Genomic DNA, 21,206 nt, shown 5'->3' with positions numbered 1-21,206 from the left:
TGCGCAGTTTCTGGTTAAAACGTGCGCGCAAAACAGAGCAAAAATACTATAATTTTTAAAAATAAGATCTTTCTTAGTGGTTCTATTCCATACAGTTATAAACATCAAGCTGTAGCACTACTTAGTAATCCCCTCTAAATCAAGCAAAAACGCATAATCTTGCGCCACCTCTTTTAAGGCTTCAAAACGCCCTGATGCTCCACCGTGACCCGCATCCATATTGCACTGGAAGATGATTTGGTTATTAGAAATGTTGTTCTCCCTAAGTTTTGCTACCCATTTTGCAGGTTCCCAGTATTGCACCTGGCTATCGTGATAACCTGTGGTTACTAGTATATTAGGGTACGCTTTCGCGAAAGCGTTATCATAAGGACTGTAACTCTTCATATATTCATAATACTCCTTATCATTAGGATTTCCCCACTCATCATACTCTCCCGTTGTGAGTGGTATGGTATCATCAAGCATTGTTGTAACTACATCTACAAATGGAACAGCAGCGATAACCCCGTTATAGAGCTCTGGTGCCATATTTATAACCGCACCTATAAGTAAACCTCCGGCAGAGCCTCCGTATGCATAAAGATGTTTTGAAGATGTGTAATTATGTGCTATCAAAAATTTTGAAACATCAATAAAATCTGTAAAAGTGTTTTTCTTTTTAAGGAGTTTTCCATCTTCATACCATTTACGACCTAGATACTCCCCTCCTCGTATATGCGCAATGGCATAGATAAAACCTCTATCAAGTAAAGAAAGACGTATACTACTAAAGGATGGATCTATGGTGCTTCCGTAGCTTCCGTATGCATATTGCAGTAGGGGAGCGTTTCCGTCTAGCACTGTATCTTTATGATAAACGATTGAGATTGGAATTTTTGCACCGTCTTGAGCAGGTGCCCAGATGCGCTCCATCTTATAGTTATCTTTTGAGAAGTTACCACCCAGAATTTCTTGTTCTTTAAGAACCGTTTTTTCTTGAGTTTTCATATCAAAGTCTACAACAGATGCAGGCGTATTTAAAGCATTGTAAGCATATCTAAGAATATGAGTATCAAAATCTATATTTGTCGTAGGGTATGCATCATAGGTCTCATTATCAAAAGGAAGGTAGTAGTCTACGCTATCATCCCAACTTTTGATTCTTATCTTATTTAACCCGTTGCTACGCTCACTTACCACTAAGTACTCCTTAAAAATCTCAACGTCTTCTATAAGCGTGTCTTCTCTGTGAGGTATAAGGTCTTCCCAGTACTGCATCGCAGTTTGGTTTTCTGGAGTTCTCATTACCTTAAAGTTAGTAGCCTTATCTTTATTAGTCTGTATATAAAACGCGTCATCATAATGCGATACTGCATATTCAAGACCTCGTGTACGCTCTTGAAAAACTTTAAAATCTGTTGTTCCTCGGGCTGCAGATGCAAATCTAAACTCACTCGTCATCGTACTGTCAGAACCTATGAGAATATATTTTTTTGACTTTGACTTAAATACATAAGTATAAAATGTCTCGTCGTCTTCTTGATAAACGAGCACATCTTCACTAGGATCTGTACCTAATGTGTGTTTAAAAATCTGGTTAGAGCGTAGTGTCTCTTCGTCTTTTCTGGAATAGTAGACAGTTTTATTATCATTTGCCCATACAGCTCCCCCTGTTGTATTTTTAATTTCAGTATTAAGAATCTCTCCAGTAACGAGATTTTTAAAACGTATGGTATACTGGCGTCTACTTACGGTATCAATACCGTAAGCCGCAATGGTATTATCTTCTGAGACAGAATAGCTCGCTTGACTAAAATAAGAATGACCAACAGCCATCTCATTATTATCAAAAACGATGATCTCTGGAGCATCTAAACTTCCCTCTTTTCTACAATATAGCGGGTAATCCTTACCTGTTTCAAAACGTCTGTAATACCAGTAGCCATTGTGCTTATAAGGTACTGAAGCATCATCTTCTTTTATCCTACCTTTCATCTCCTCAAAAAGTTCAGCTTGAAATGCTTTGGTATGAGCCGTCATCTCATTGTAATACCTATTTTCTTCTTCAAGGTGTGACAACACCTCCGGACTATCTCTTTCATTCATCCAGAAATAATCGTCTACTCGTATATCATTATGCTTTTCTAGTTGAACAGGTAATTTTTTGGCTACAGGTGGTATATTATTTTTTATCAAGAGCTTTATATTTTATAGAAATGCAAAAGTACAACCCATCTGTCTAACTATTTTGTGTTGTATGAAATAGGTCATCAATGCTTTTAATAACTTTGTACTCACTAATGATTAAAAACAATACATATGTTTGGAGATATGATGGGCTTAATGGGTAAACTACAAGAAGCCAAAGCAAAAGCCGAAGAAACTAAAGAAAGACTTAAAACAGTTTTAATAGACGAAGCATCGTCAGACCAATTACTTAAAACGACTGTGACAGCAAGTGGCCGTATAAAAGAGATTAGTCTTGATGAAGCGTTACTAGAAGATAAAGAACAACTAGAAGACTATCTTGTATTAACCCTTAATAAAGCCCTTGAGAAGGCACAAGGTATACACGATACAGAAATGGCTGCCGTTGCTAAGGAAGGTATGCCTAACATACCAGGAATGGATATGTTTAAATAACACAACATATATACTGTATTAAAAAAGGCATCCACATAGCGTGGTTGTCTTTTTTTGTTCTAATCACTTATTAGAATATGAAGCAAAAAAAGCGCCTTCATTATGAAGGCGCTTTACTATATAACTGATTAGCTAGTGCTAATATAAGTCTTAGTTATTGATAAGACGGAATTCAGTACGACGGTTTGCAGCGTGCTGACGCTCAGTACAAGAAACACCATCCGCACAACGGTTTTTAAGCTTACGCTCACCAAATCCGTTTGCTACAAGAAGACTGTTGTTTACTCCCTTAGAGATAAGGTAGTTTGCTACAGACTGTGCACGACGCTCAGAAAGATCTTGGTTAGAAGAAGCAGCTCCTCTAGAATCTGTGTGAGAAGCGATCTCTAATTTTACACCTGGGTTTTCAGCAAGTAATGGCATTAATCTAGTATCGATAATGTTTTTTGCAGCAGGAGTTAAAGTTGCAGAGTTAGTATTCCAGTTGATAGGAAGTGCTTGGTACTCAACAAGAGCACACTCAACTTCTCTCCAAGTAGTAAGACCACCTTTCTGCTTAAGAACTTCTTTAGATACAGTGTCAAAAGTTGCAGCAACTACTTCTTCAGTAGTAGTAGCATCTTTCACAAGTACAGTTTTAGTGATAGTTGCAAACTCAGCAGGAACTTCTTCCTCAACTACTCTTGCAGGCTGATCAACAACTCTCTTAGTGTAAGTTCCGTTTGCAGAACCTCCTGGAGTAGACTGTACTGTTGCATCTGAAGCAAGTACACGCTTAGATACTGTTGTATACTCAGCTGGGTACCCTTTGTAACACCAGTAACGACAATCGTCTGGGTTAGAAGAAGCACAATCAGGAGCTGGAGCACCTAATTCCCACTGCGCATAAGCAGATTTTACTTCGATAGTCTCAGTATCGTTAGAAAAAGAAGCAGGAACTACTCTTAAAGAAGAACCTGAAGTACTCTTTACATAAGTTACTGTTTCAGTTTTGTAAGTAGCTGGTATTACTCTAAGACGCTTAGAAGCCTCTTTTACCATCACACGCTCAGTTACTGTATCGTATTGAGCAGGTACAACTTTAAGTACTTTGTAAGCTGGTGTTTTTTGGATCTGTACACTCTGAGTCTCATAGATGTCTGGAGTTGTACAACGTACATAACATTTACCTGGTTCTGGATTAGTAGGTAAATCTTGTGCTTGAACATTTGCAAATGCAAATCCTACTAATGCACATAAAAATAAAATTTTCTTCATAATAATTGATAGTTAAAAGATTAAAGTGTTGGAATTCAATTTTAAAAGTACAAAAATAACCGCTTTCCCTTATAAAGACGTTAACTTTTTTTTAAGAAAGTTCAAAAAGGATTAAATACGTGTTTAAATCGACCAACAACACAAAAAAACACAATCTTCACGTTTTAATGCATTTTTAGTGATTTTTCTAATTATGATAAATCGCTTAAAATCTGCCTAAAACGTCTAGAACACGGGCGTGAGCAGTTTTATCGTAATCATAATGAGTCACCATTCTTAATTTGCCTTGTCCCATATCACTTATAGCTATTTGATTTTCAAAAAGATAGTTAGTAAAAGAAACCCCATCTATAGTATCCTTAAGGTTAAATATTATAATATTTGTTTCAGTAGACTCAACAGATTTAACGTAAGTTTGACTTTTTAATAAAGTTGCTATCTCTTGCGCTCGCTGGTGATCTTCTACCATTCTATCTACGTGGTGGTCTAACGCATACAGGCCAGCAGCGGCCATATACCCTACCTGGCGCATACCACCACCTAAAACTTTACGCACACGCATTGCCTTATCCATAAATCGTTGTTTTCCTATAAGAACAGAGCCCATAGGAGCTCCAAGGCCTTTTGAAAGACATACAGATATAGTGTCAAATAGTTCTCCATAACTGGATGGCTCCTCTCCTTTTGCTACAAGGGCATTCCATAATCTTGCACCATCTAGATGTAAACCTAAGCCGTGTTTATTACACACTGCTTTAATTTTCTTTATCTCTTCTAGATCATAACAAGCTCCTCCACCTTTATTTGTTGTGTTTTCTAGACACACCAATGTAGTGAGCGGACTATGATAAAAATCTGGCGGATTTATAGCTGCCTCTACCTGAGATGCAGTTATCATACCCCTATTGCCATTTATAAGTTTGCACGATACACCACTATTAAAGGATACTCCTCCTCCTTCATAATTATAAACGTGAGCATAAGCATCTGCTATAAGTTGCTCTCCTGGCTGTGTGTGTAACTTAATGGCTGCTTGATTTGCCATACTCCCAGTTGGGAAGTACAAAGCATCATCCATATTAAACATCCTTGCAAGGCGACTCTCTAACTCGTTTACTGTAGGGTCTTCCTTATAAACATCATCACCCACTTGTGCTTTCATCATAAAATCGAGCATAGCCGGAGTAGGCTTTGTGAGTGTATCTGAGCGTAAATCTATTTTCATTAATTCTAGTGTATGATATAATTATAATATGTGGTGGTGAGTTTTAAGATTACGCTTTCGCGAAAGCGTACTTACATACATCCTATAGGTGATCCATCTGGAATTTTTGGAGATGGTAACACCTTAAACTTTTCTGGCGCTTTTAAGAATGTCTCAATTTCATCTACCATAAATGCCGCATTTGCATCTGTAGTTTGACTAGCAAGTTTTGCTCTCACCTGTTTAAGCTGTGCTCTCGTAAAAGCTTTAGTCTGTGGTATAGACTTACTATGCGCCGAAAGATTCATAAGATGCTTGAGCACATTGTAATTAATAGCTTGCTGCACTTCTGCTTTATAAGCATCTTGCTCGTTACTGAATATGGTGCTATTTACAAGCGTAGAAAGCATACCATCAAGTCCCATTTGAGACGGGTCTATCGCCTTCTGTTGCACAAGTCTGTTTGCTCTTTCTGGATGAAGAAGCAGTGACAACGTCATATCACTTGCTGTTGCTGCAGCGCCTAAAGCATCAAAGCCTACACCATCATTACTTTTAAAACTTTCACGTGATCTCCCATACCCTTGCGCTCTAGGAGGGAATAATGCCAACTTGTCTTTAGGTATAGCCAGCTCTGTAGCTGTCAAGGTTTTTAAAACGGTACTAAGCGCTGCTCTTTGCTCTCCAGCGTCAAGAATCTTTGTTATGCTAAGATTACTATCACCTTTTACGGCATAATTATACTCGAGACCTCCTATCATTTTAACCGCTGCCTCAGTTTGATATCTGTGGTAAAAATATAGTGGTACAAATACGTCTTCAAGAACAGAGTAAGGCTCATTGCTACGTATATTATCTACAGAAAAGTTTGCGATAGCCCCTTTTCTTAAAGCAAGCATTTTATCTAACTCTTGGTAAGCACTAGCCCCATTATCCCATAGGTGCGCCTTAGCGTGAGCTCCCCCCTGCGGTCTCGCATCACTATCTGTTATATAACGTAAGCCACTTTGCTCTGCTGTAGTTAAGATAGTATTGAGATAGTCTTTTTCTAAAACTCCCTTAGGAGCCACTCCGTAGTTATACTGTACAGTAACTTTATCCCACTCTCCTATACCTGTTGCATAGGCATTAGAAAAATCTACTTCACTTCCATCCCAGGTGAGTGTAGGGTGCGGGTAATCCATAACGCTAGCTCTACCGTTTGAACTTGCTGCAAAGTTATGTGCAAACCCTATAGTGTGACCTACCTCGTGAGCACTTAATTGTCTTATTCTTGCGAGCGCCATCTCTAGCATAGGCTCATAATTATCATCACGCTCTGCAAAAGGCTTATTCATCAACGCTTGAGCGATTAAAAAATCTTGACGTATTCTTAAACTCCCAAGGCTTACGTGCCCTTTTATGATCTCCCCTGTACGTGGGTCACGCACGCTTGCTCCATAACTCCACCCTCTAGTACTACGGTGTACCCATTGTATTACATTATAACGCACATCCATAGGGTCTGCATCCTTAGGCAACATTTTTACCTGAAATGCATCCTTAAATCCCGCCGACTCGTATGCTTGGTTCCACCAGCTTGCTCCCTCAAGTAATGCAGATCTCACTGGCTCTGGAGTACCAGGATCTAGGTAATAGATAATAGGCTCTACTGCTTCACTTATTGCTGCATTAGGATTTTTCTTCTCCAGTCTATGACGGTTTGCATAGCGCTTTACTATAGGCTCTTGCACCGGTGTTGCATAATCTAGGTATGTAGTTGCGTTTACTCCAGCACGAGGATCAAAAGGACGAGGCACGTACTTATTATCTGGTAACTTTACAAATGAGTAGTGCTGTACTACAGTAAGTGCCTTTGCATCTGGTGCAACAGAGCGTATGTTTCTTCCCGTTGGGCTGCCTTTAAAAGTGAGTAGCGCCTCAAACTCTGTGTTTTCTGGAAAAGCCTTTGTGCGCTCCATATACATAGCGCTTCTTGTTTTGTCTAATTTATAAGTACCTTCCTTACCACGTTTTAATCTCGCAGCTACACCGTGTGTGTCTTCTAGTAAAAACGGTGTGAAGTCTATGAGGTACTTTCCTCCTTTTTGCTCTTTTATAGGAAAACCAAAGAGTACAGACTTTGCAAAGGCTTCTTCTATAGATTTGCGTTCTAGCTCATTTGTAGTATTTGCTCTGTAGCGCATATTAGGCTGTACAAGCATTATTTTATTACCTACTTTCTGAAATTTTACTACTGCATTACCACCTAGTTGTCCTCTATCTAGACCTATGTCGTTGCTTCCTAAGCCTGTGCGCAGTGAGTGTACGTATAAAAATTCTTCATCTAGCTTATCTACCTCTACATATATCTTATCATCACTCTCATCATAATGCAGTGTGAAAAATCCTTTTGAGGTTACTAAATCTTTTTTTGAATCTAAAAACTGTGCAAAGGTGCTGGTTGCGACTAATAAACAAATGGCAAGAATGCTGTATTTTTTCATATCGTAAAATTAGGTTGTCTAAGATACACGTTTAGATGAAAATATACTTGCCAATTATAGGGTACTAAGAGAGTACTCTATAAATCTCATAGCTAGCCCCGATTGTAGTGTAAATCCCGCAGGGCTGGCTGTGCCATCCCGAGGAATTGCAACGTAAAGCGGGATACCGCTCTTGTAAATACACCTGCTGTATATGCTCCAAAAAAAAAGAGGCACCCTTGCGGGTACCTCTATATATGGAAAGCCTATCGCCAAATAGGGCTTATGCGTTCAACATTTTTTGACTTTATTTATTATCAAAAACTTCCATAATGCTTCCAAATTGTGATACATCTATATCACTCTTTTCTAGAGACTCTGCCATACGCATCATATCTCCTATGTTCATATCATTACCTAGTAAGCGAGCAAGCATAAAGCCTTTATTATCATCTGCACCAAAGAAGATTACCTCATCTATAGCATCTTCTTCTCCTTTAAAATAGAGACGCATTTGTCCCATATCTCCGCTGGCTTTCATAAGCTCCTCATAATCATCTGAGGTAAGGATGTCTTTTACCTTATCGCGCTCTACTTGCATTGCTGCCGTGTCACCAGACTTAGTCTGGTATGCCATTAGGTTTATTTTACGCACGGTTTTAAAAACCTCTTGCTGCTCTTCACTTAACGCCTCTACATTTTTACCTAGTAAACTAGTAGGTACGTCTACAAGAATAAAGTCACCGTTTTCTTGATTATCTACATAATACTCTTGCAACGATTGTTTATTACTACAACTTGCAAGTGTGAGCAACACCGCAAAGGCTGCTACTACTGTTTTTATTGTGTTATACATATTATGACTTTTTTGCGTTTTGAACTTCCTTAAGAGCTTCACTACCTTTAAAATCTAGGTCTTGAGCTAGCTTAGATATTTGCTTTAAATCTATGTTTCCTGTTACCTGAAAGAATACAGTGCGTTGCTCACCTTCCATATTTCCGTTTAAAAACATTACAAACTCTTTTACATAGTCTTCACTACTTCCTTCTTTATAGTAAAACTTTACATTCTTACCATCATCTTTTGCTCGCATTAGTTCTTGTAAACCGCTGCTTGCTATGTAGCCTTTCATAGATGCGTTCATCTGGTCCATTATACCTGTATTTGCACTGGTATACATCTTTACATTTTCTAGGTTATCTACTAGGTTTATGTACTGCTGCATCTCTGGGTCTGATGAGTTAAGGTCTACTTTACTGAGTAGCTTAAACATCTTCTGGTTCATTACTATAGAGCTTACTCCTTTAAGATCTTCGTACTTATCAAAAGGGCTCTGGGCGTTACTTGCTAGGGTTACTAATGCAAGAGCTGCTATCATTATTAACTTTTTCATCTTCTTTGTTTTTTGATTTTTATTTAAATAAGGTGCTAGAGGCTTTGTCAAATTCTTCTACCACATCCAGCTGTGTGGTGCTACTGTTAATCATTTGAGACATCATACCAAGGGCTTGCTTGGTTTTTAAGATGGCTACTTCTTCATTTTCATAATTTGTAGAGATACGATTATCTACCTGAGTACCTTGTGTCCAGATTACAAGTCCTACTATTACCGCTGCTGCTGCACTTGCCATAAATCTATATCTAGGCTTATGCTGCTTAGGTAATACAATAGGTCTATCATAAGTCTCTTCACTTGCTACGGCAAATGCTGTAAACATACTTTCATACTCTTTAAGATGTGGCGCCACGTTATCACCCGTAAAGTAGTCACGTAGTTGTGCTTCTTGCTGGAGCGTAGTACTTCCTTCAAAGTAATCTTCTAGTAGTTTCTCTATATTATGAGATTCCATAATTTCGTTTTTTAATCAATTCTTCTCTTAGCTTTTTGCGGGCTCTAGAGAGTGCTACTCGCACAGCGGTCTCATTCATCTGGAGTGCCACGGCAATCTCTGCATTATCTATTTGCTCTACATCTCTCATTTGTACAATAAGTCGTTGTTGCTCTGGTAGGTCTTCCATAAGTTTAAACACCCACGCGACCTCATCTGCAACCTCAATATGCTTACTTGTATTACCTGAGTGATCTTCATAATTGTTATGAACGATTTTAAGATTATTGCTTCCCTTAGCTTTAAGCTTATCGTAGCAATAATTTTTTGTCATCGTCATCGCAAATGCTTCAACACTTCGATATTCTTTTATTTTAGACCTCTTTGTCCATAGTCGCAGTAGTACTTCCTGCGTAGCATCTTGCGCCTCATCTTGTGATACGAGCAATCGCTTTGCAACGCGATATATCTTATCCTTAAAAGGATTTACAAGCTTTATGAACGAGTGTTGGTCCATCGATTAATTGGTTAGTTATTAGGAAGACGATACATCATAAGTTTTGTTACAGCGGTTGTTACATTTTCTTTTTACGCTTTCGCGAAAGCGCTCTCAGATCCCATAAAAACTAAAAAAAACTCCTACCTGAAGAGGTAGGAGTTTTTGATATGATATTTATAAAGAAGCAGCTTACTTTTTGTTTTTCTGCTGTTGCTCTGCTTGCTCCATCATTTGTTGCATTTTCTTTGCAAACTTACCTTGCTTCTTAGGCTTAGCTTTTTTCACTTCTATCTTTGCTCTTATCTTCTCTTCGTCGATAATCACATTTTTAATAACTAAGATAATACCTATAGTAAGTAAGTTAGAAATAAAGTAATATAAACTCAGACCACTTGCATACTGGTTAAAGAAAACAAGCATAAGTAATGGTGAGAAGTACATCATATACTTCATCATCTTACTCATATCTGGCATACCTTCTTGAGTAGGCTGTTGCATTTGCTGGTTACCTGTAGTTAATCTCATAGAGAAGAAAATAGTAACTGCAGCTAGTATAGGAAATAAACTCACGTGATCACCATAAAAAGGAATCTCAAACGGAAGCTTTGCAATCTCATCATAGCTAGATAAATCATCTGCCCATAAGAAGCTTTTTCCTCTTAAATCAAACGCAGATGGGAAGAACGTAAATAGCGCATAAAACACAGGAATCTGTAATAACGCTGGTAAACAACCTGCGGCGGGACTTGCACCTGCTTTACTATACAGCGCCATAGTCTCCTGCTGCTTCTTCATTGCGTTATCTTTATACTTTTCTGAGATAGCAGCAATTTCTGGCTTAAGAATCTTCATCTTAGCCTGTGACGTGTACTGCTTATACTGTACAGGAGATAAAAATAATTTTATAACAATAGTCATTACTATAATAGCAATACCTGCTGGTAAGAATCCAGATAAGAATCCAAAAAACGGAATCACAAGGTACTTGTTCAAGAACCCAAATATCCCCCACCCTAATGGCATAGCCTCATCTAGTCCTTGATCATACGATTTAAGAATGGTATAATCTGTAGGACCATAGTACATCTGCATTGCGTAGTCTAGCTCTCCATTTTTGGCTTCTAGTAAAACGTCAGATCCATATTGTTTTGTAAATATGGTTTCTTCATCTCTATCGTCTGCTTCTTTATAAAGATCTTTTGAGGTAAGTCTCGCTTCTTTAAAAGGTGTCTCAGAGATAAGCATTGAGCTAAAGAAGTGCTGGCGGTAGTTCATCCATACAAGATCCTCTTCTATCTCATCATCATCTCCTGCTGGTGAGAGCTTATCTGTTTTATCTTCTTCATACTTGTATGTAAGGCGCGTGTATCTATTTTCATAAGACTGGCTACGTGCGTGACGCATCCCTTTAAAGTCCCACTGCATACGCATAGGGTTTGATGTGTTAAGCCTAGTAGAAAGTCCTTGAGAACGCATCCCAAAATCCATCATATAATCGCCTTCCTTAAGCTCATAACGGTACTCTAGGTACTCATTATTAGAAACTTTAAGCTTCATAGATAACACATCGTTGTTACCGTTTTTAGAAAGACTAGGCTCAAAAAACAAGTCTTTAGTATTAAGATTACGGTTATCAGACGTACTAAAACTTACATTAAAAGTACTGTTACCATCTTTAATAAGGTATACAGGTATCGAGTCATAAGTGCTATGCTGTAGCATCTTCACTTCTGTTATATATCCACCTTTATTGCTCACTTTAATTTCTAAAACATCGTTAGAAATAGTAGTGGTTGCTCCCTCCTTTGCAGATGGTAATGAGCCAGAATATGCAAATGCACCTAGTCTGTTTTGTAATGCAATATTTGCAATAGAGTCTGATGCTACTGCAGGAGCTGTTTGTGCAACTGGCAGGCTAGCTACATCTGTATCTTGTGATTCTACCTGCTCTGTTTGTGCTGCTTTCTCAGCTTCTAGCTCTTCGGCTGTAGGCTTATTAAAGTAGATGATCCATAAAAGGATACCTCCCATAAGGAGCATTCCAATAAGTGAATTTGTGTCAAAGTTCTTTTTCATTAATCCTGTTTAGGTGGGTGTTTTTTGATTACGCTTTCGCGAAAGCGTGATTTTCTCAAAGCAATTTACTCGCCAAAGGGTTTATTTATGCCATACTGGCACGCGTACTGTCTTGAGCATAACTAACGGTTGCTCTCACAAACGCTACAAATAGCGGGTGCGGGTTGCTTACCGTACTCTTATACTCTGGATGATATTGCACGCCTACAAACCAAGGGTGATCTTCTATTTCTACAATCTCCACAAGACCTGTATCTGGGTTAGTACCTGTAATTTTCATACCGGCTTTTTCTAATCGCTCGCGATATGCGTCATTAAACTCATATCTATGGCGGTGTCTTTCCATAATAATCTCATCGCCATATACGTCTTTTACAATACTATCTGGCGCAAGCTTACAAGCCCAAGCCCCTAGACGCATTGTACCTCCCATATCTGTGATACTCTTTTGCTCCTCCATTATATCTATGACTGGGTGCGGAGTGTTTGGGTCCATTTCTGTTGAGTTTGCTTTTGTAAACTCACAAACATTTCTTCCGTACTCAATAACTGCCATTTGCATACCAAGACATATCCCTAAAAACGGAATTTTATGCTCTCTTGCATATTGTACTGCCTTAATTTTACCTTCTATACCGCGCTCTCCAAAACCTGGTGCTACTAGCACACCGTCTAGGCTTGCAATTTTATTTTTAATCACCTCTGGAGTGATGTGCTCACTATGTATGCTCTCTATATTTACCTTAACCTCATTTTCTGCACCAGCGTGTATAAATGCTTCAAGTATAGATTTATAAGAATCTTGAAGTTCTACATATTTACCTATAAGGCCTATCGTTACTTCAGATTTTGGGTTTTTATGCTTTGCTAGAAACTCATTCCATCTGGTAAGTTCTGGTTGTGTAGCATCTGGCAGGTCTAATTTTTTAAGAGAGATTGCATCAAGACCTTCTTCTAGCATCAAGTTTGGTACATCATATATAGTACTAGCATCTCTAGACTCTATAACAGCTTCTTGCTCTACGTTACAAAAACGTGCAAGCTTTGCCTTAAGATCATACCCTAGCTCGTGTTCTGTACGGCATACAAGTATATCTGCCATAATACCACTCTCCATAAGTGTTTTTACACTGTGCTGGGTAGGCTTAGTTTTAAGCTCTCCTGCTGCTGCAAGGTATGGTATAAGTGTAAGGTGTATAACTAGTGAGTTCTTTTTACCTAGCTCCCATTTGAGCTGGCGTATACTCTCTATATATGGTAGTGACTCTATATCACCTACAGTTCCTCCTATCTCAGTAATAACGATATCATAATCTCCGCTCTTCCCTAAAATCTGGATACGCTCCTTGATCTCATTTGTAATGTGAGGTATTACTTGCACTGTTTTACCTAAAAACTCACCTCTACGCTCTTTATCTATCACACTCTGATAGATACGCCCCGTTGTAACATTGTTAGCCTGTGAAGTAGGTGCATTAAGAAAACGCTCGTAATGTCCCAGATCAAGATCTGTCTCTGCACCATCATCTGTCACATAGCATTCTCCGTGCTCATAAGGATTAAGTGTACCAGGATCAATATTAATATAAGGATCTAGTTTTTGAATAGTGACTCTGTATCCTCGCGCCTGCAAAAGTTTTGCTAGTGATGCTGCGATAATACCTTTACCTAGTGAAGAGGATACTCCGCCCGTTACGAAGATGTATTTTGTAGATGCCATTTAAGGATTTTCTGAAGGTTCGTTTACGGGGTGTAAAAGTACGAGATTTTAAGGAGAGTACTGCTTAAAATCTCAATATTTATATAAGTACTAATACTCATAATTATAGAACGGCACACGTAAAAATTGTTTCATTTTGACGATCTAACTTCCCTTTATCTGCCGTTTTAATTTTTTTGCTCATTTTCAAGACTTTAGAATAATACAAGTAAGAAAAACAGCTGTTTTTGTACTAAATCGTTGTATTGACAAAAAAATGAGATTATTAACCTGTAATATTCTGACTTTCAGCATTTTAATGTAAGTATATTCGGACTAAACAAATAGGCTAAACACCTACAAACTACCGTTTTAACCGATTAAATTTAACCACCCTCAAATCATACTTATTATTAACAACGCAATTGCGTAATAAACAACCTTTATTATGAAGAAACTTACAACTTTATTATTTTCGATCCTTTTACTCCTAAATGGTCTACGAAGCTTTGCACAAGGGAGCAGCGCTATCTCTCAGAATTTGCCTACACTTACTGGTTATCAAAATAACTATGGTAAACAAATTTTAGGCAATTCACCTGGCTCTACTGTGCTTATTGCAGCATCACCAGCACACGAAGTATGGCTTTTTGATGTAGAGGAAAAAATAGAGGAAATAGGAAGGCATAATGTTGTCACATTTAACACAACTACAGGCACACCTACCCTGGAGGAATTACAAGGGTATGATGCGGTCTTCACCTTTACAGATAATGAGCCTAGTGATCCTATAGCTTTTGGTAATGTGCTAGCTCAATATATAGAGAGCGGAGGCGCAGTAGTAGATGCCACATTTGGGGCAAGTATACCTATTATGGGCGACTGGTCTGCATATGAATTATATATGCAATGTGGTCAAGCCAGTGATGCCTATCTAGGTCTTGGAACCATACATCATCCGGAGAGCACTATTATGACAGATGTAAGTTTTATAGACGGTGGTATGGCATCTTTTCATAATGCGGAAGGATATATAGCAAACGGTGCTACAGTAATTGCGGAGTGGACAGATGGATCACCACTCATTATCACAAAAGACAATGTAGGGCAAATGCACACAAGACGTGCTTACATAAATCTCTTTCCTCCATCTTCAGACTCTAGAACGGATTTTTGGGAAAGCAGCTCAGATGTGGGACAACTTATGTCTAACACTTTAGAGTGGGCAATAAATGCCGAGGCGCTTTCTACTAGCGCTGCACTACTAGATACCAGTATCAGTATTTACCCGAATCCAGCTCAGAGCTCAATAACCGTATCAAACCCTACGGATATAACTATCGTCAATGTTGAAATTATTAATATAGTGGGTAGTGTAGTAAAATCCTTTGATTTTACTAATGCAATTACCAGTCTTAATATTTCAGATTTACAGACAGGCATATACTTCCTTAAACTTACTGGAGATAGAGCAAGCCAGTCACTACGATTCATTAAAAATTAATAAGTTCCCCAATTATTTAATGCAAAGAGCCGCCTCAAATTGAGGCGGCTCTTTTTTTATTTCACTATATGTAATTACGCTTTCGCGAAAGCGTAATTCTAAAATTTCTATCTACTATAGTTAGGAGCTTCCTTTGTGATAGTCACATCGTGTGGGTGGCTCTCGTTTATGCCACTAGCAGTAATTTTTACAAATTGTCCATTTTCTTTAAGAGCCTCGATACTGCCAGCACCGCAGTAACCCATACCAGCTCTTAGACCTCCTACAAACTGGTGGATACTCTCGTTAAGCTCACCTTTGTAAGGTACACGACCTACAATACCTTCTGGTACTAGTTTCTTAATGTCATCTTCTACATCTTGAAAGTAACGATCTTTTGAGCCTTGCTTCATAGCCTCTACAGATCCCATACCTCTATATGATTTGAACTTACGTCCTTCATAAATAATAGTCTCTCCTGGTGACTCTTTCGTACCTGCAAGTAAAGAACCTAGCATCACACAGTCTGCTCCTGCAGCAACTGCCTTAGGGATATCACCTGTATAACGTATACCTCCATCTGCAATTACTGGTACTCCTGTTCCTTTTATAGCCGCTGCACACTCTAGCACAGCGCTAAACTGAGGAAAGCCAACTCCCGCAACAACACGGGTTGTACAGATTGATCCTGGGCCTATACCTACTTTTACAGCATCTGCACCAGCTTCTACAAGGTATTTTGCTGCTGCCCCAGTAGCTATATTACCTACCACACAATCTAGTTCTGGGTAAGATGCTTTTACAGACTTTAAGACCTCTACCACACCTTTAGTATGACCGTGAGCTGTATCTATAACAATAGCATCTACTCCAGCTTTTACAAGTGCTCCAGCACGCTCTACAGCATCACCAGTAACACCTATAGCAGCTGCTACGCGTAGACGACCAAATTTATCTTTATTTGCGTTAGGCTTTAATGTAAGTTTTGTGATATCTCTAAAAGTGATGAGACCCACAAGTGTATTATCTCCTGTTACAACAGGTAGTTTTTCTATTTTATGATTTTGAAGTATCTCTTCTGCTTGTTGTAGAGAGGTTCCCTCTGCTGCAGTAACAAGATTTTCTGATGTCATCACCTCACTTACCGGACGGTCATTGTCTTTTTCAAAACGTAAATCACGGTTTGTAACAATACCTATCAATTTTCCATTATCATCTACAATAGGAATTCCTCCTATACTATGCTCGCGCATTGCAGCTTTTGCATCACTTACTAAAGATTTAAGAGGTAATGTCACAGGGTCTATAATCATCCCGCTCTCTGCACGCTTTACTTTACGCACCTTGATAGCCTGCTCATCTATAGTCATATTTTTATGCAATACTCCTATACCGCCTTCTTGAGCAATAGCAATTGCCATACGACTCTCTGTAACCGTATCCATCGCTGCAGAGACAATAGGTACATTAAGAGTGATGTTGCGAGTAAATTTTGATTGTATGCTTACTTCTCTAGGTAATACTTCAGAAAAAGCAGGAACTAGAAGTACGTCGTCATAGGTGAGCCCTTCTCCTAGAATTTTATTTTCGTGTGCAGTCATAGCAATTATTGTTTTAAGAGGTGAGAGTGGATTTTTTTACGCTTTCGCGAAAGCGTACTACTATAAATCCACGCTAACAATTAATTGCGTGCAAAGATACGCTTAATTAATCAATATAACTCGCCCATCTATCAAATCTACATTTAAGACATTTAAAATGAGTGATTTAAATAAAATATCGATAAGAAATTTTGAATCAATTTTACCGCAACTATCTCTTTATTCTTACTCAATCTAAATACAAACAACCTGATTAACAGTTATTTATAATTTTCAAACATTCTTTATTCATAACTTTAGGAAACAATACGAACTTAAAAAAAGAAAAAGATGGCTATTAAACTCGCACATAACTGTATAAACTGTGATCAACTTAAAGACGATAATTATTGTAACAAACACCAAGTACACGTAAACTCAGCATATACTTGTGACAGCTTTGAAATGAAGGCTGCTCTTAAGGATGACCGTAACTGTGTTACTTGCAAGCGCTATGAAGAAAGTGATTGTGCAAACCCAAAAACTGCTGCACCAGGTATGCTCTGTGCATCGTGGGCACCACAAGCACAAGCTTAGTACTTTACTTATTAATAAATAACAAAAGCCCTCTCATACCTTTATGAGAGGGCTTTTGTTATATGTAGCATATCTCGTAAAAGACAGGCTTACAATTTAATCTGTAATGTAGTATAAAATGTGAGAGGCTCTGCAGGTATAATACCAGGACCAGGATACCCGGTTGCTCTTCTTGTAAAATATGACTCATCAAGTGCATTATTAAGCCCAGCCTCTAGCTTAAACTGCTTCCAAGAGTAAGCTGCCGAAATATCTAGCACTCCATATGAGGGAATACTCCCCTCTATACCACGCTGATTATCATTTACATCTTGTGGCGCATTTGTAGCATCTGTAAATTGCTCTGTGAGGTACGTATATTGAACACTTGCTGTAAGGTTCTTATAACCAAAATTTAATCCTGTTTTTAAATTTACATCTGGTATAAACTCTACTTCATTACCCTCTACCCCTATCTCCTCAGAACTAAGATACTCTGAACTAGTAAGCGCGAGGTTTGTAAATAAATTGAGTTTAAACTCTTTATGACTTTCAAAAAAAGTATTGCGTAGGTTCCAGTCTGTAAAAACTTCAAGACCATAAATAAAAGCATCACCTATATTACCACGACGCCTTTTTATACTACCATCTGTATCTTCAAAAAGCACTTCTCCCAGACGGTCATCATAGCGCACACCAAAGGCACTTACATCATAAGCAAACTTATTATCTATGCGACCTCTTGCCCCTATATCTAAGGTAAAGCCTTCTTCATCTTTAATATCTTCATCTACCACAAAAGATGGATTTACCACTCGTATATCATTAAAAGTAACAGAACGATAGTTTTGACTAAAGTTACCATACAACTCAACAGCAGGAGATAGCTGGTATGTAGTACCAAGTCCCAATAATAAAAAGTCACGTTCAAAATCACGATTATCTGCCAGGTCTTGATTTACAAGCACGTTACCTGCTAGATCTAACACGATGTCTTTATAAGAACCAGCACTTGCTGTTTTTATATACTCAAATCTAAAGCCGGGTGTAACCGTAAACCTATCTGTTAGATTAAAAATATTTTCTCCAAAAACCGCTAAGTTCTTATTAGGGAAATCAAACTGTGCCTGGCGTTCATAATTAGGAAACTGCTCTGTTGCAAAACTAAAATCTGCATCGGCAGCTGTAGTTCCAGGTCCTTGTTGCTGGCTATTACTAGCATCATAGTACTTACTTCCTATCAAGAAGACCGCATCTTTATCACCTATGCGATACCTGCTAAGTAATCTTGCCTCTGCTCCCCAGTTTGTAAAATTATCTACAAGAAGTTCTCTAGGCTCTTCTACATCATCTGGCTGTGATACTCTATTTGTTCTAAAACCTACGGCGCTACGTTGTGCATCAAGTCCAAAAACATTTAAACTAAAATCTGTTTTATCACTAAAAGCGTGATCAAGACGCAATGAGTACACCTTCCAGTCTACATCAAACCAGTTACGATCACGGTTGCTAAAGTTAGGGTCTTCTATAAATTGAGCATCTGTAAGACCTCCAGCTTGTTTTGCTAAATAATTAAAAAGGGTAAGTTCTCCCGTAAGTGTAGTGCGCTCGCTTAACTCATATGCCACGTGTGCAAAATAATTACGACTATTAAATTGAGAGTTAGGTCTCCAGCCATCACCTTCTTTGTAATTAAAATATGTGTAGTAGCTCAATTTACCTACCGTACCACTTAGGCTATTAAAAGAGGTAAGCAATCCATACGAGCCTGCGGTTTGTCTTGATATTAATTCGATCTTCTTGTCTTTAACGGGCTCTCTGAATTTAAAATTTATCAATCCGCCAAACTGTGTTCCGTACTGTAAAGATGCAGCACCACGCACTACTTGTATCTCTTTAAGCGCCTCTGCTGGTGGTGTATAGTAACTCTCTGGGTACCCCAGCACATCTGCGCTTATGTCATAATTATTCTGTCGTATATTAAAGTTTGCAGAGCGATTAGGGTCTAGACCGCGGCCACCTATATTAAGCTGCAACCCTGCATCGCCGTTCTCGTAGATATTAAGGCCTACTACCTGGCTATATATTTGTCTCGGGGCATTTGCAGCAAGGTTTGCCGTAAGTTGATCCACCAGTACTACTTCACTTTTTTTACCCGCATAAATTGCAGTTCCTTCTACTTTTTTAAGTGATCGTAAGGCAAAAATCTTTTCTCTTCGGCTTGTGAGTACTACCTCGCTTAGGGATTCTCCTAGTGGTGTAAGTGTATAGTCTTTTACAGTTTCTCCTTCTATACGTATTTGTTGCTCTACAAGTTCATAAGCCAGTCCAAAAACGATGAGGTTATACGTGCCGTTTTCTATATTTTCAAAACGGTATTTTCCAGCCGCATCTGTACTAGCTACTTGATTTGCTTCTCTTAAGTAAATCTCTACATCTTCTAGCGCCTTCCCATCTTGAGAAGAGATTGTACCGCTCAGGTTGCTTTGAGCAATGGTAGTAGTTGCTATAAGTATAAAAATAAGTGTATTATAAACCTTTAATCTCATCTGTAAATGGAGTAACCCACGTTTTGTGTTTAAAAGAATCTTCTATTTCTGCCAGATTTACCTCTGGATCTATATATGTTGTACTCAATCTCCCATTAAGAGCAACATATGACTCAACATATACTTGCACCTCTTTATGGCCTTGACTCTCAAAATGGTCGCGAAGATAGTGAGCATACTCGAGAATAAAGTCTGGCTGGAAGCTCATTTGCTTTTCTTGCAACGGAGTCAAAAAATCTGTGTTATCTACATAAAATCGTCTGCCTGTCACACCGTCTACTATTTTAAACTGAGCATACCCAGATTTTTCCATAAGCATCACGCGCCAGGAGAAACGATAGCCCTCTTCGGTCCAGAATAACTCACCAGGATAAGCTAGATATCGCCACGGTAATAAAATCTGTATCACAAAGAATATGACAACAACAGCAACCGCATAATTTTTTGAAATAGCAGAACTAGCAACGTATTTCTTACTCGTTTTAAGAAGTGCTGTGGGGTATTTTAACGCTTTCGCGAAAGCGTAAATAATCTTTTTATGAAACGCTGCGTCAAAAAAGATGAGTGCGCTCACAATCATCACATAAGGAAACATCCCGATAGGAAACAACACGCGTGTAAGCACGTGAAAGATTATCACCATTACAAAGGCATAAGGGCGCGTCTTTTTATACAGTAAAAAGAAGGGAATAAACAAGTCATAACCCGCACCAAACCAGCTAAAGGCATACTGAACCCACTCCTCACCCATAAGATTACCTATGAGCGGTATATCAAATTTAGACGGTAACCATATTTTAAGCGGCATCGCTTTAAAGAGCCAGTCACTATTAAGTTTTGCCAGACCAGCATACACATAAACAATACCCAAAAGCAGTTTTATACTATCAATAGTCCACGCTGGGATCAATTGTGGTGGGGTTGTGTTACGCTTTCGCGAAAGCGTAATAGCATCTATAGAAAAGTAAGCTCCAGCTGGAAGAAATATCATCAAGAAGCTCAACATACTTATGAAGTAGTAGTGGTTAAGATACATTGTCTTATCCATAAGCTCTATGTAAGTAAAGCTCAAAAAGAAAATTATGATTGCCCAGCGGTACTTATAACCTACCATCACAAAAAGACTACTTAATGCACAAATGGCAAAAAGTAAGTAGGTATAATCACCTAAGGGTCTCACCCACTCAAACCCGTAGAAAGTAAAGTGAAAGCTAGGAGTGATATAAAATTTTTCTATCCATCCATAACTCCAAAAGCGCACAATACTCGCAAACATTAGTACACCAAAAAACACACGAAAGACCGCTAGTGGTGCGGCCTCTCTTTGGGTATTAAAATATGTTGTTATGCGTGTACTCATTAG

16 protein-coding genes are annotated in these 21,206 nt (G+C 38.5%); 3 read left to right on the top strand and 13 right to left on the bottom strand.

The features are described from left to right. Positions 1-117: 117 nt before the first annotated feature. Positions 118-2,178, bottom strand: a complete 2,061-nt coding sequence (locus MED134_RS14265; protein WP_038600515.1) for a S9 family peptidase — start codon at positions 2,176-2,178, stop codon at positions 118-120. Between the two features lie 123 nt (positions 2,179-2,301). On the opposite strand from MED134_RS14265, the gene MED134_RS14260 reads away from it, so the two are divergent. Then, positions 2,302-2,625, top strand: a complete 324-nt coding sequence (locus tag MED134_RS14260) for a YbaB/EbfC family nucleoid-associated protein (protein ID WP_038600512.1) — start codon at positions 2,302-2,304, stop codon at positions 2,623-2,625. Between the two features lie 150 nt (positions 2,626-2,775). On the opposite strand, the gene MED134_RS14255 is transcribed toward MED134_RS14260, so the two are convergent. The 9 genes from MED134_RS14255 to MED134_RS14215 form a co-directional block, all read right to left on the bottom strand. Next, positions 2,776-3,882 (bottom strand): OmpA family protein, encoded by a 1,107-nt coding sequence (locus MED134_RS14255; protein ID WP_038600509.1) that lies wholly within the window; start codon positions 3,880-3,882, stop codon positions 2,776-2,778. 205 nt (positions 3,883-4,087) lie between these two features. Next, positions 4,088-5,107 carry a threonine aldolase family protein gene (locus MED134_RS14250; protein ID WP_038600506.1) on the bottom strand — a complete coding sequence of 340 codons (1,020 nt, stop codon included), beginning with the start codon at positions 5,105-5,107 and terminating at the stop codon, positions 4,088-4,090. 71 nt (positions 5,108-5,178) lie between these two features. Then, positions 5,179-7,572 carry a zinc-dependent metalloprotease gene (locus tag MED134_RS14245; RefSeq protein ID WP_038600503.1) on the bottom strand — a complete coding sequence of 798 codons (2,394 nt, stop codon included), beginning with the start codon at positions 7,570-7,572 and terminating at the stop codon, positions 5,179-5,181. Between the two features lie 286 nt (positions 7,573-7,858). Continuing rightward, a complete protein-coding gene (locus tag MED134_RS14240; protein WP_038600500.1) occupies positions 7,859-8,407 on the bottom strand; it encodes a DUF4252 domain-containing protein in 549 nt (182 codons plus the stop codon). Between the two features lies 1 nt (position 8,408). Next, positions 8,409-8,945 (bottom strand): DUF4252 domain-containing protein, encoded by a 537-nt coding sequence (locus MED134_RS14235; RefSeq protein WP_038600496.1) that lies wholly within the window; start codon positions 8,943-8,945, stop codon positions 8,409-8,411. Between the two features lie 19 nt (positions 8,946-8,964). After that, positions 8,965-9,402, bottom strand: a complete 438-nt coding sequence (locus MED134_RS14230) for a hypothetical protein (RefSeq protein ID WP_035328364.1) — start codon at positions 9,400-9,402, stop codon at positions 8,965-8,967. Beyond that, positions 9,389-9,898 (bottom strand): RNA polymerase sigma factor, encoded by a 510-nt coding sequence (locus MED134_RS14225; RefSeq protein ID WP_038600493.1) that lies wholly within the window; start codon positions 9,896-9,898, stop codon positions 9,389-9,391. Before MED134_RS14225 ends, MED134_RS14230 begins: the two co-directional genes overlap by 14 nt. A gap of 171 nt (positions 9,899-10,069) precedes the next feature. Then, complete coding sequence (yidC, locus tag MED134_RS14220) at positions 10,070-11,956, bottom strand: membrane protein insertase YidC (protein WP_038600490.1); 1,887 nt, start codon at positions 11,954-11,956, stop codon at positions 10,070-10,072. An 85-nt stretch (positions 11,957-12,041) separates the two neighbouring features. Next, positions 12,042-13,676: a CTP synthase gene (locus tag MED134_RS14215; protein WP_038600487.1), complete on the bottom strand. Its 1,635-nt coding sequence runs from the start codon at positions 13,674-13,676 to the stop codon at positions 12,042-12,044. A 427-nt stretch (positions 13,677-14,103) separates the two neighbouring features. Here MED134_RS14215 and MED134_RS14830 point away from each other — a divergent pair, with 427 nt between their 5' ends. After that, positions 14,104-15,159, top strand: a complete 1,056-nt coding sequence (locus MED134_RS14830; RefSeq protein ID WP_052084262.1) for a T9SS type A sorting domain-containing protein — start codon at positions 14,104-14,106, stop codon at positions 15,157-15,159. Between the two features lie 107 nt (positions 15,160-15,266). Here the strand turns inward: MED134_RS14830 and guaB are convergent, their stop codons facing one another. After that, on the bottom strand, positions 15,267-16,739 hold the full coding sequence (gene guaB / locus MED134_RS14205) for an IMP dehydrogenase (RefSeq protein ID WP_038600485.1): 1,473 nt from the start codon (positions 16,737-16,739) through the stop codon (positions 15,267-15,269). Positions 16,740-17,069: 330 nt separating this feature from the next. On the opposite strand from guaB, the gene MED134_RS14200 reads away from it, so the two are divergent. Beyond that, on the top strand, positions 17,070-17,315 hold the full coding sequence (locus tag MED134_RS14200; protein ID WP_038600477.1) for a hypothetical protein: 246 nt from the start codon (positions 17,070-17,072) through the stop codon (positions 17,313-17,315). 89 nt (positions 17,316-17,404) lie between these two features. On the opposite strand, the gene MED134_RS14195 is transcribed toward MED134_RS14200, so the two are convergent. Next, positions 17,405-19,843 carry a TonB-dependent receptor domain-containing protein gene (locus MED134_RS14195; RefSeq protein WP_038600474.1) on the bottom strand — a complete coding sequence of 813 codons (2,439 nt, stop codon included), beginning with the start codon at positions 19,841-19,843 and terminating at the stop codon, positions 17,405-17,407. After that, positions 19,824-21,203 (bottom strand): HTTM domain-containing protein, encoded by a 1,380-nt coding sequence (locus MED134_RS14190; protein WP_038600471.1) that lies wholly within the window; start codon positions 21,201-21,203, stop codon positions 19,824-19,826. Before MED134_RS14190 ends, MED134_RS14195 begins: the two co-directional genes overlap by 20 nt. Positions 21,204-21,206 lie beyond the last annotated feature (3 nt).

The organism is Dokdonia sp. MED134, assembly GCF_000152925.2.
Classification (GTDB): domain Bacteria; phylum Bacteroidota; class Bacteroidia; order Flavobacteriales; family Flavobacteriaceae; genus Dokdonia.
This window is presented reverse-complemented; position numbering and strand designations above follow the sequence as displayed.

Excerpts from the sequence above, each read along its gene's own strand:
- MED134_RS14235 (WP_038600496.1), bottom strand. The coding sequence starts at position 8,945 with ATGAAAAAGTTAATAATGATAGCAGCTCTTGCATTAGTAACCCTAGCA.
- MED134_RS14190 (WP_038600471.1), bottom strand. The coding sequence starts at position 21,203 with ATGAGTACACGCATAACAACATATTTTAATACCCAAAGAGAGGCCGCA.
- MED134_RS14240 (WP_038600500.1), bottom strand. The coding sequence starts at position 8,407 with ATGTATAACACAATAAAAACAGTAGTAGCAGCCTTTGCGGTGTTGCTC.
- MED134_RS14230 (WP_035328364.1), bottom strand. The coding sequence starts at position 9,402 with ATGGAATCTCATAATATAGAGAAACTACTAGAAGATTACTTTGAAGGA.
- MED134_RS14250 (WP_038600506.1), bottom strand. The coding sequence starts at position 5,107 with ATGAAAATAGATTTACGCTCAGATACACTCACAAAGCCTACTCCGGCT.
- guaB (WP_038600485.1), bottom strand. The coding sequence starts at position 16,739 with ATGACTGCACACGAAAATAAAATTCTAGGAGAAGGGCTCACCTATGAC.
- MED134_RS14255 (WP_038600509.1), bottom strand. The coding sequence starts at position 3,882 with ATGAAGAAAATTTTATTTTTATGTGCATTAGTAGGATTTGCATTTGCA.
- MED134_RS14215 (WP_038600487.1), bottom strand. The coding sequence starts at position 13,676 with ATGGCATCTACAAAATACATCTTCGTAACGGGCGGAGTATCCTCTTCA.
- yidC (WP_038600490.1), bottom strand. The coding sequence starts at position 11,956 with ATGAAAAAGAACTTTGACACAAATTCACTTATTGGAATGCTCCTTATG.
- MED134_RS14200 (WP_038600477.1), top strand. The coding sequence starts at position 17,070 with ATGGCTATTAAACTCGCACATAACTGTATAAACTGTGATCAACTTAAA.
- MED134_RS14830 (WP_052084262.1), top strand. The coding sequence starts at position 14,104 with ATGAAGAAACTTACAACTTTATTATTTTCGATCCTTTTACTCCTAAAT.
- MED134_RS14195 (WP_038600474.1), bottom strand. The coding sequence starts at position 19,843 with ATGAGATTAAAGGTTTATAATACACTTATTTTTATACTTATAGCAACT.
- MED134_RS14225 (WP_038600493.1), bottom strand. The coding sequence starts at position 9,898 with ATGGACCAACACTCGTTCATAAAGCTTGTAAATCCTTTTAAGGATAAG.
- MED134_RS14260 (WP_038600512.1), top strand. The coding sequence starts at position 2,302 with ATGTTTGGAGATATGATGGGCTTAATGGGTAAACTACAAGAAGCCAAA.
- MED134_RS14245 (WP_038600503.1), bottom strand. The coding sequence starts at position 7,572 with ATGAAAAAATACAGCATTCTTGCCATTTGTTTATTAGTCGCAACCAGC.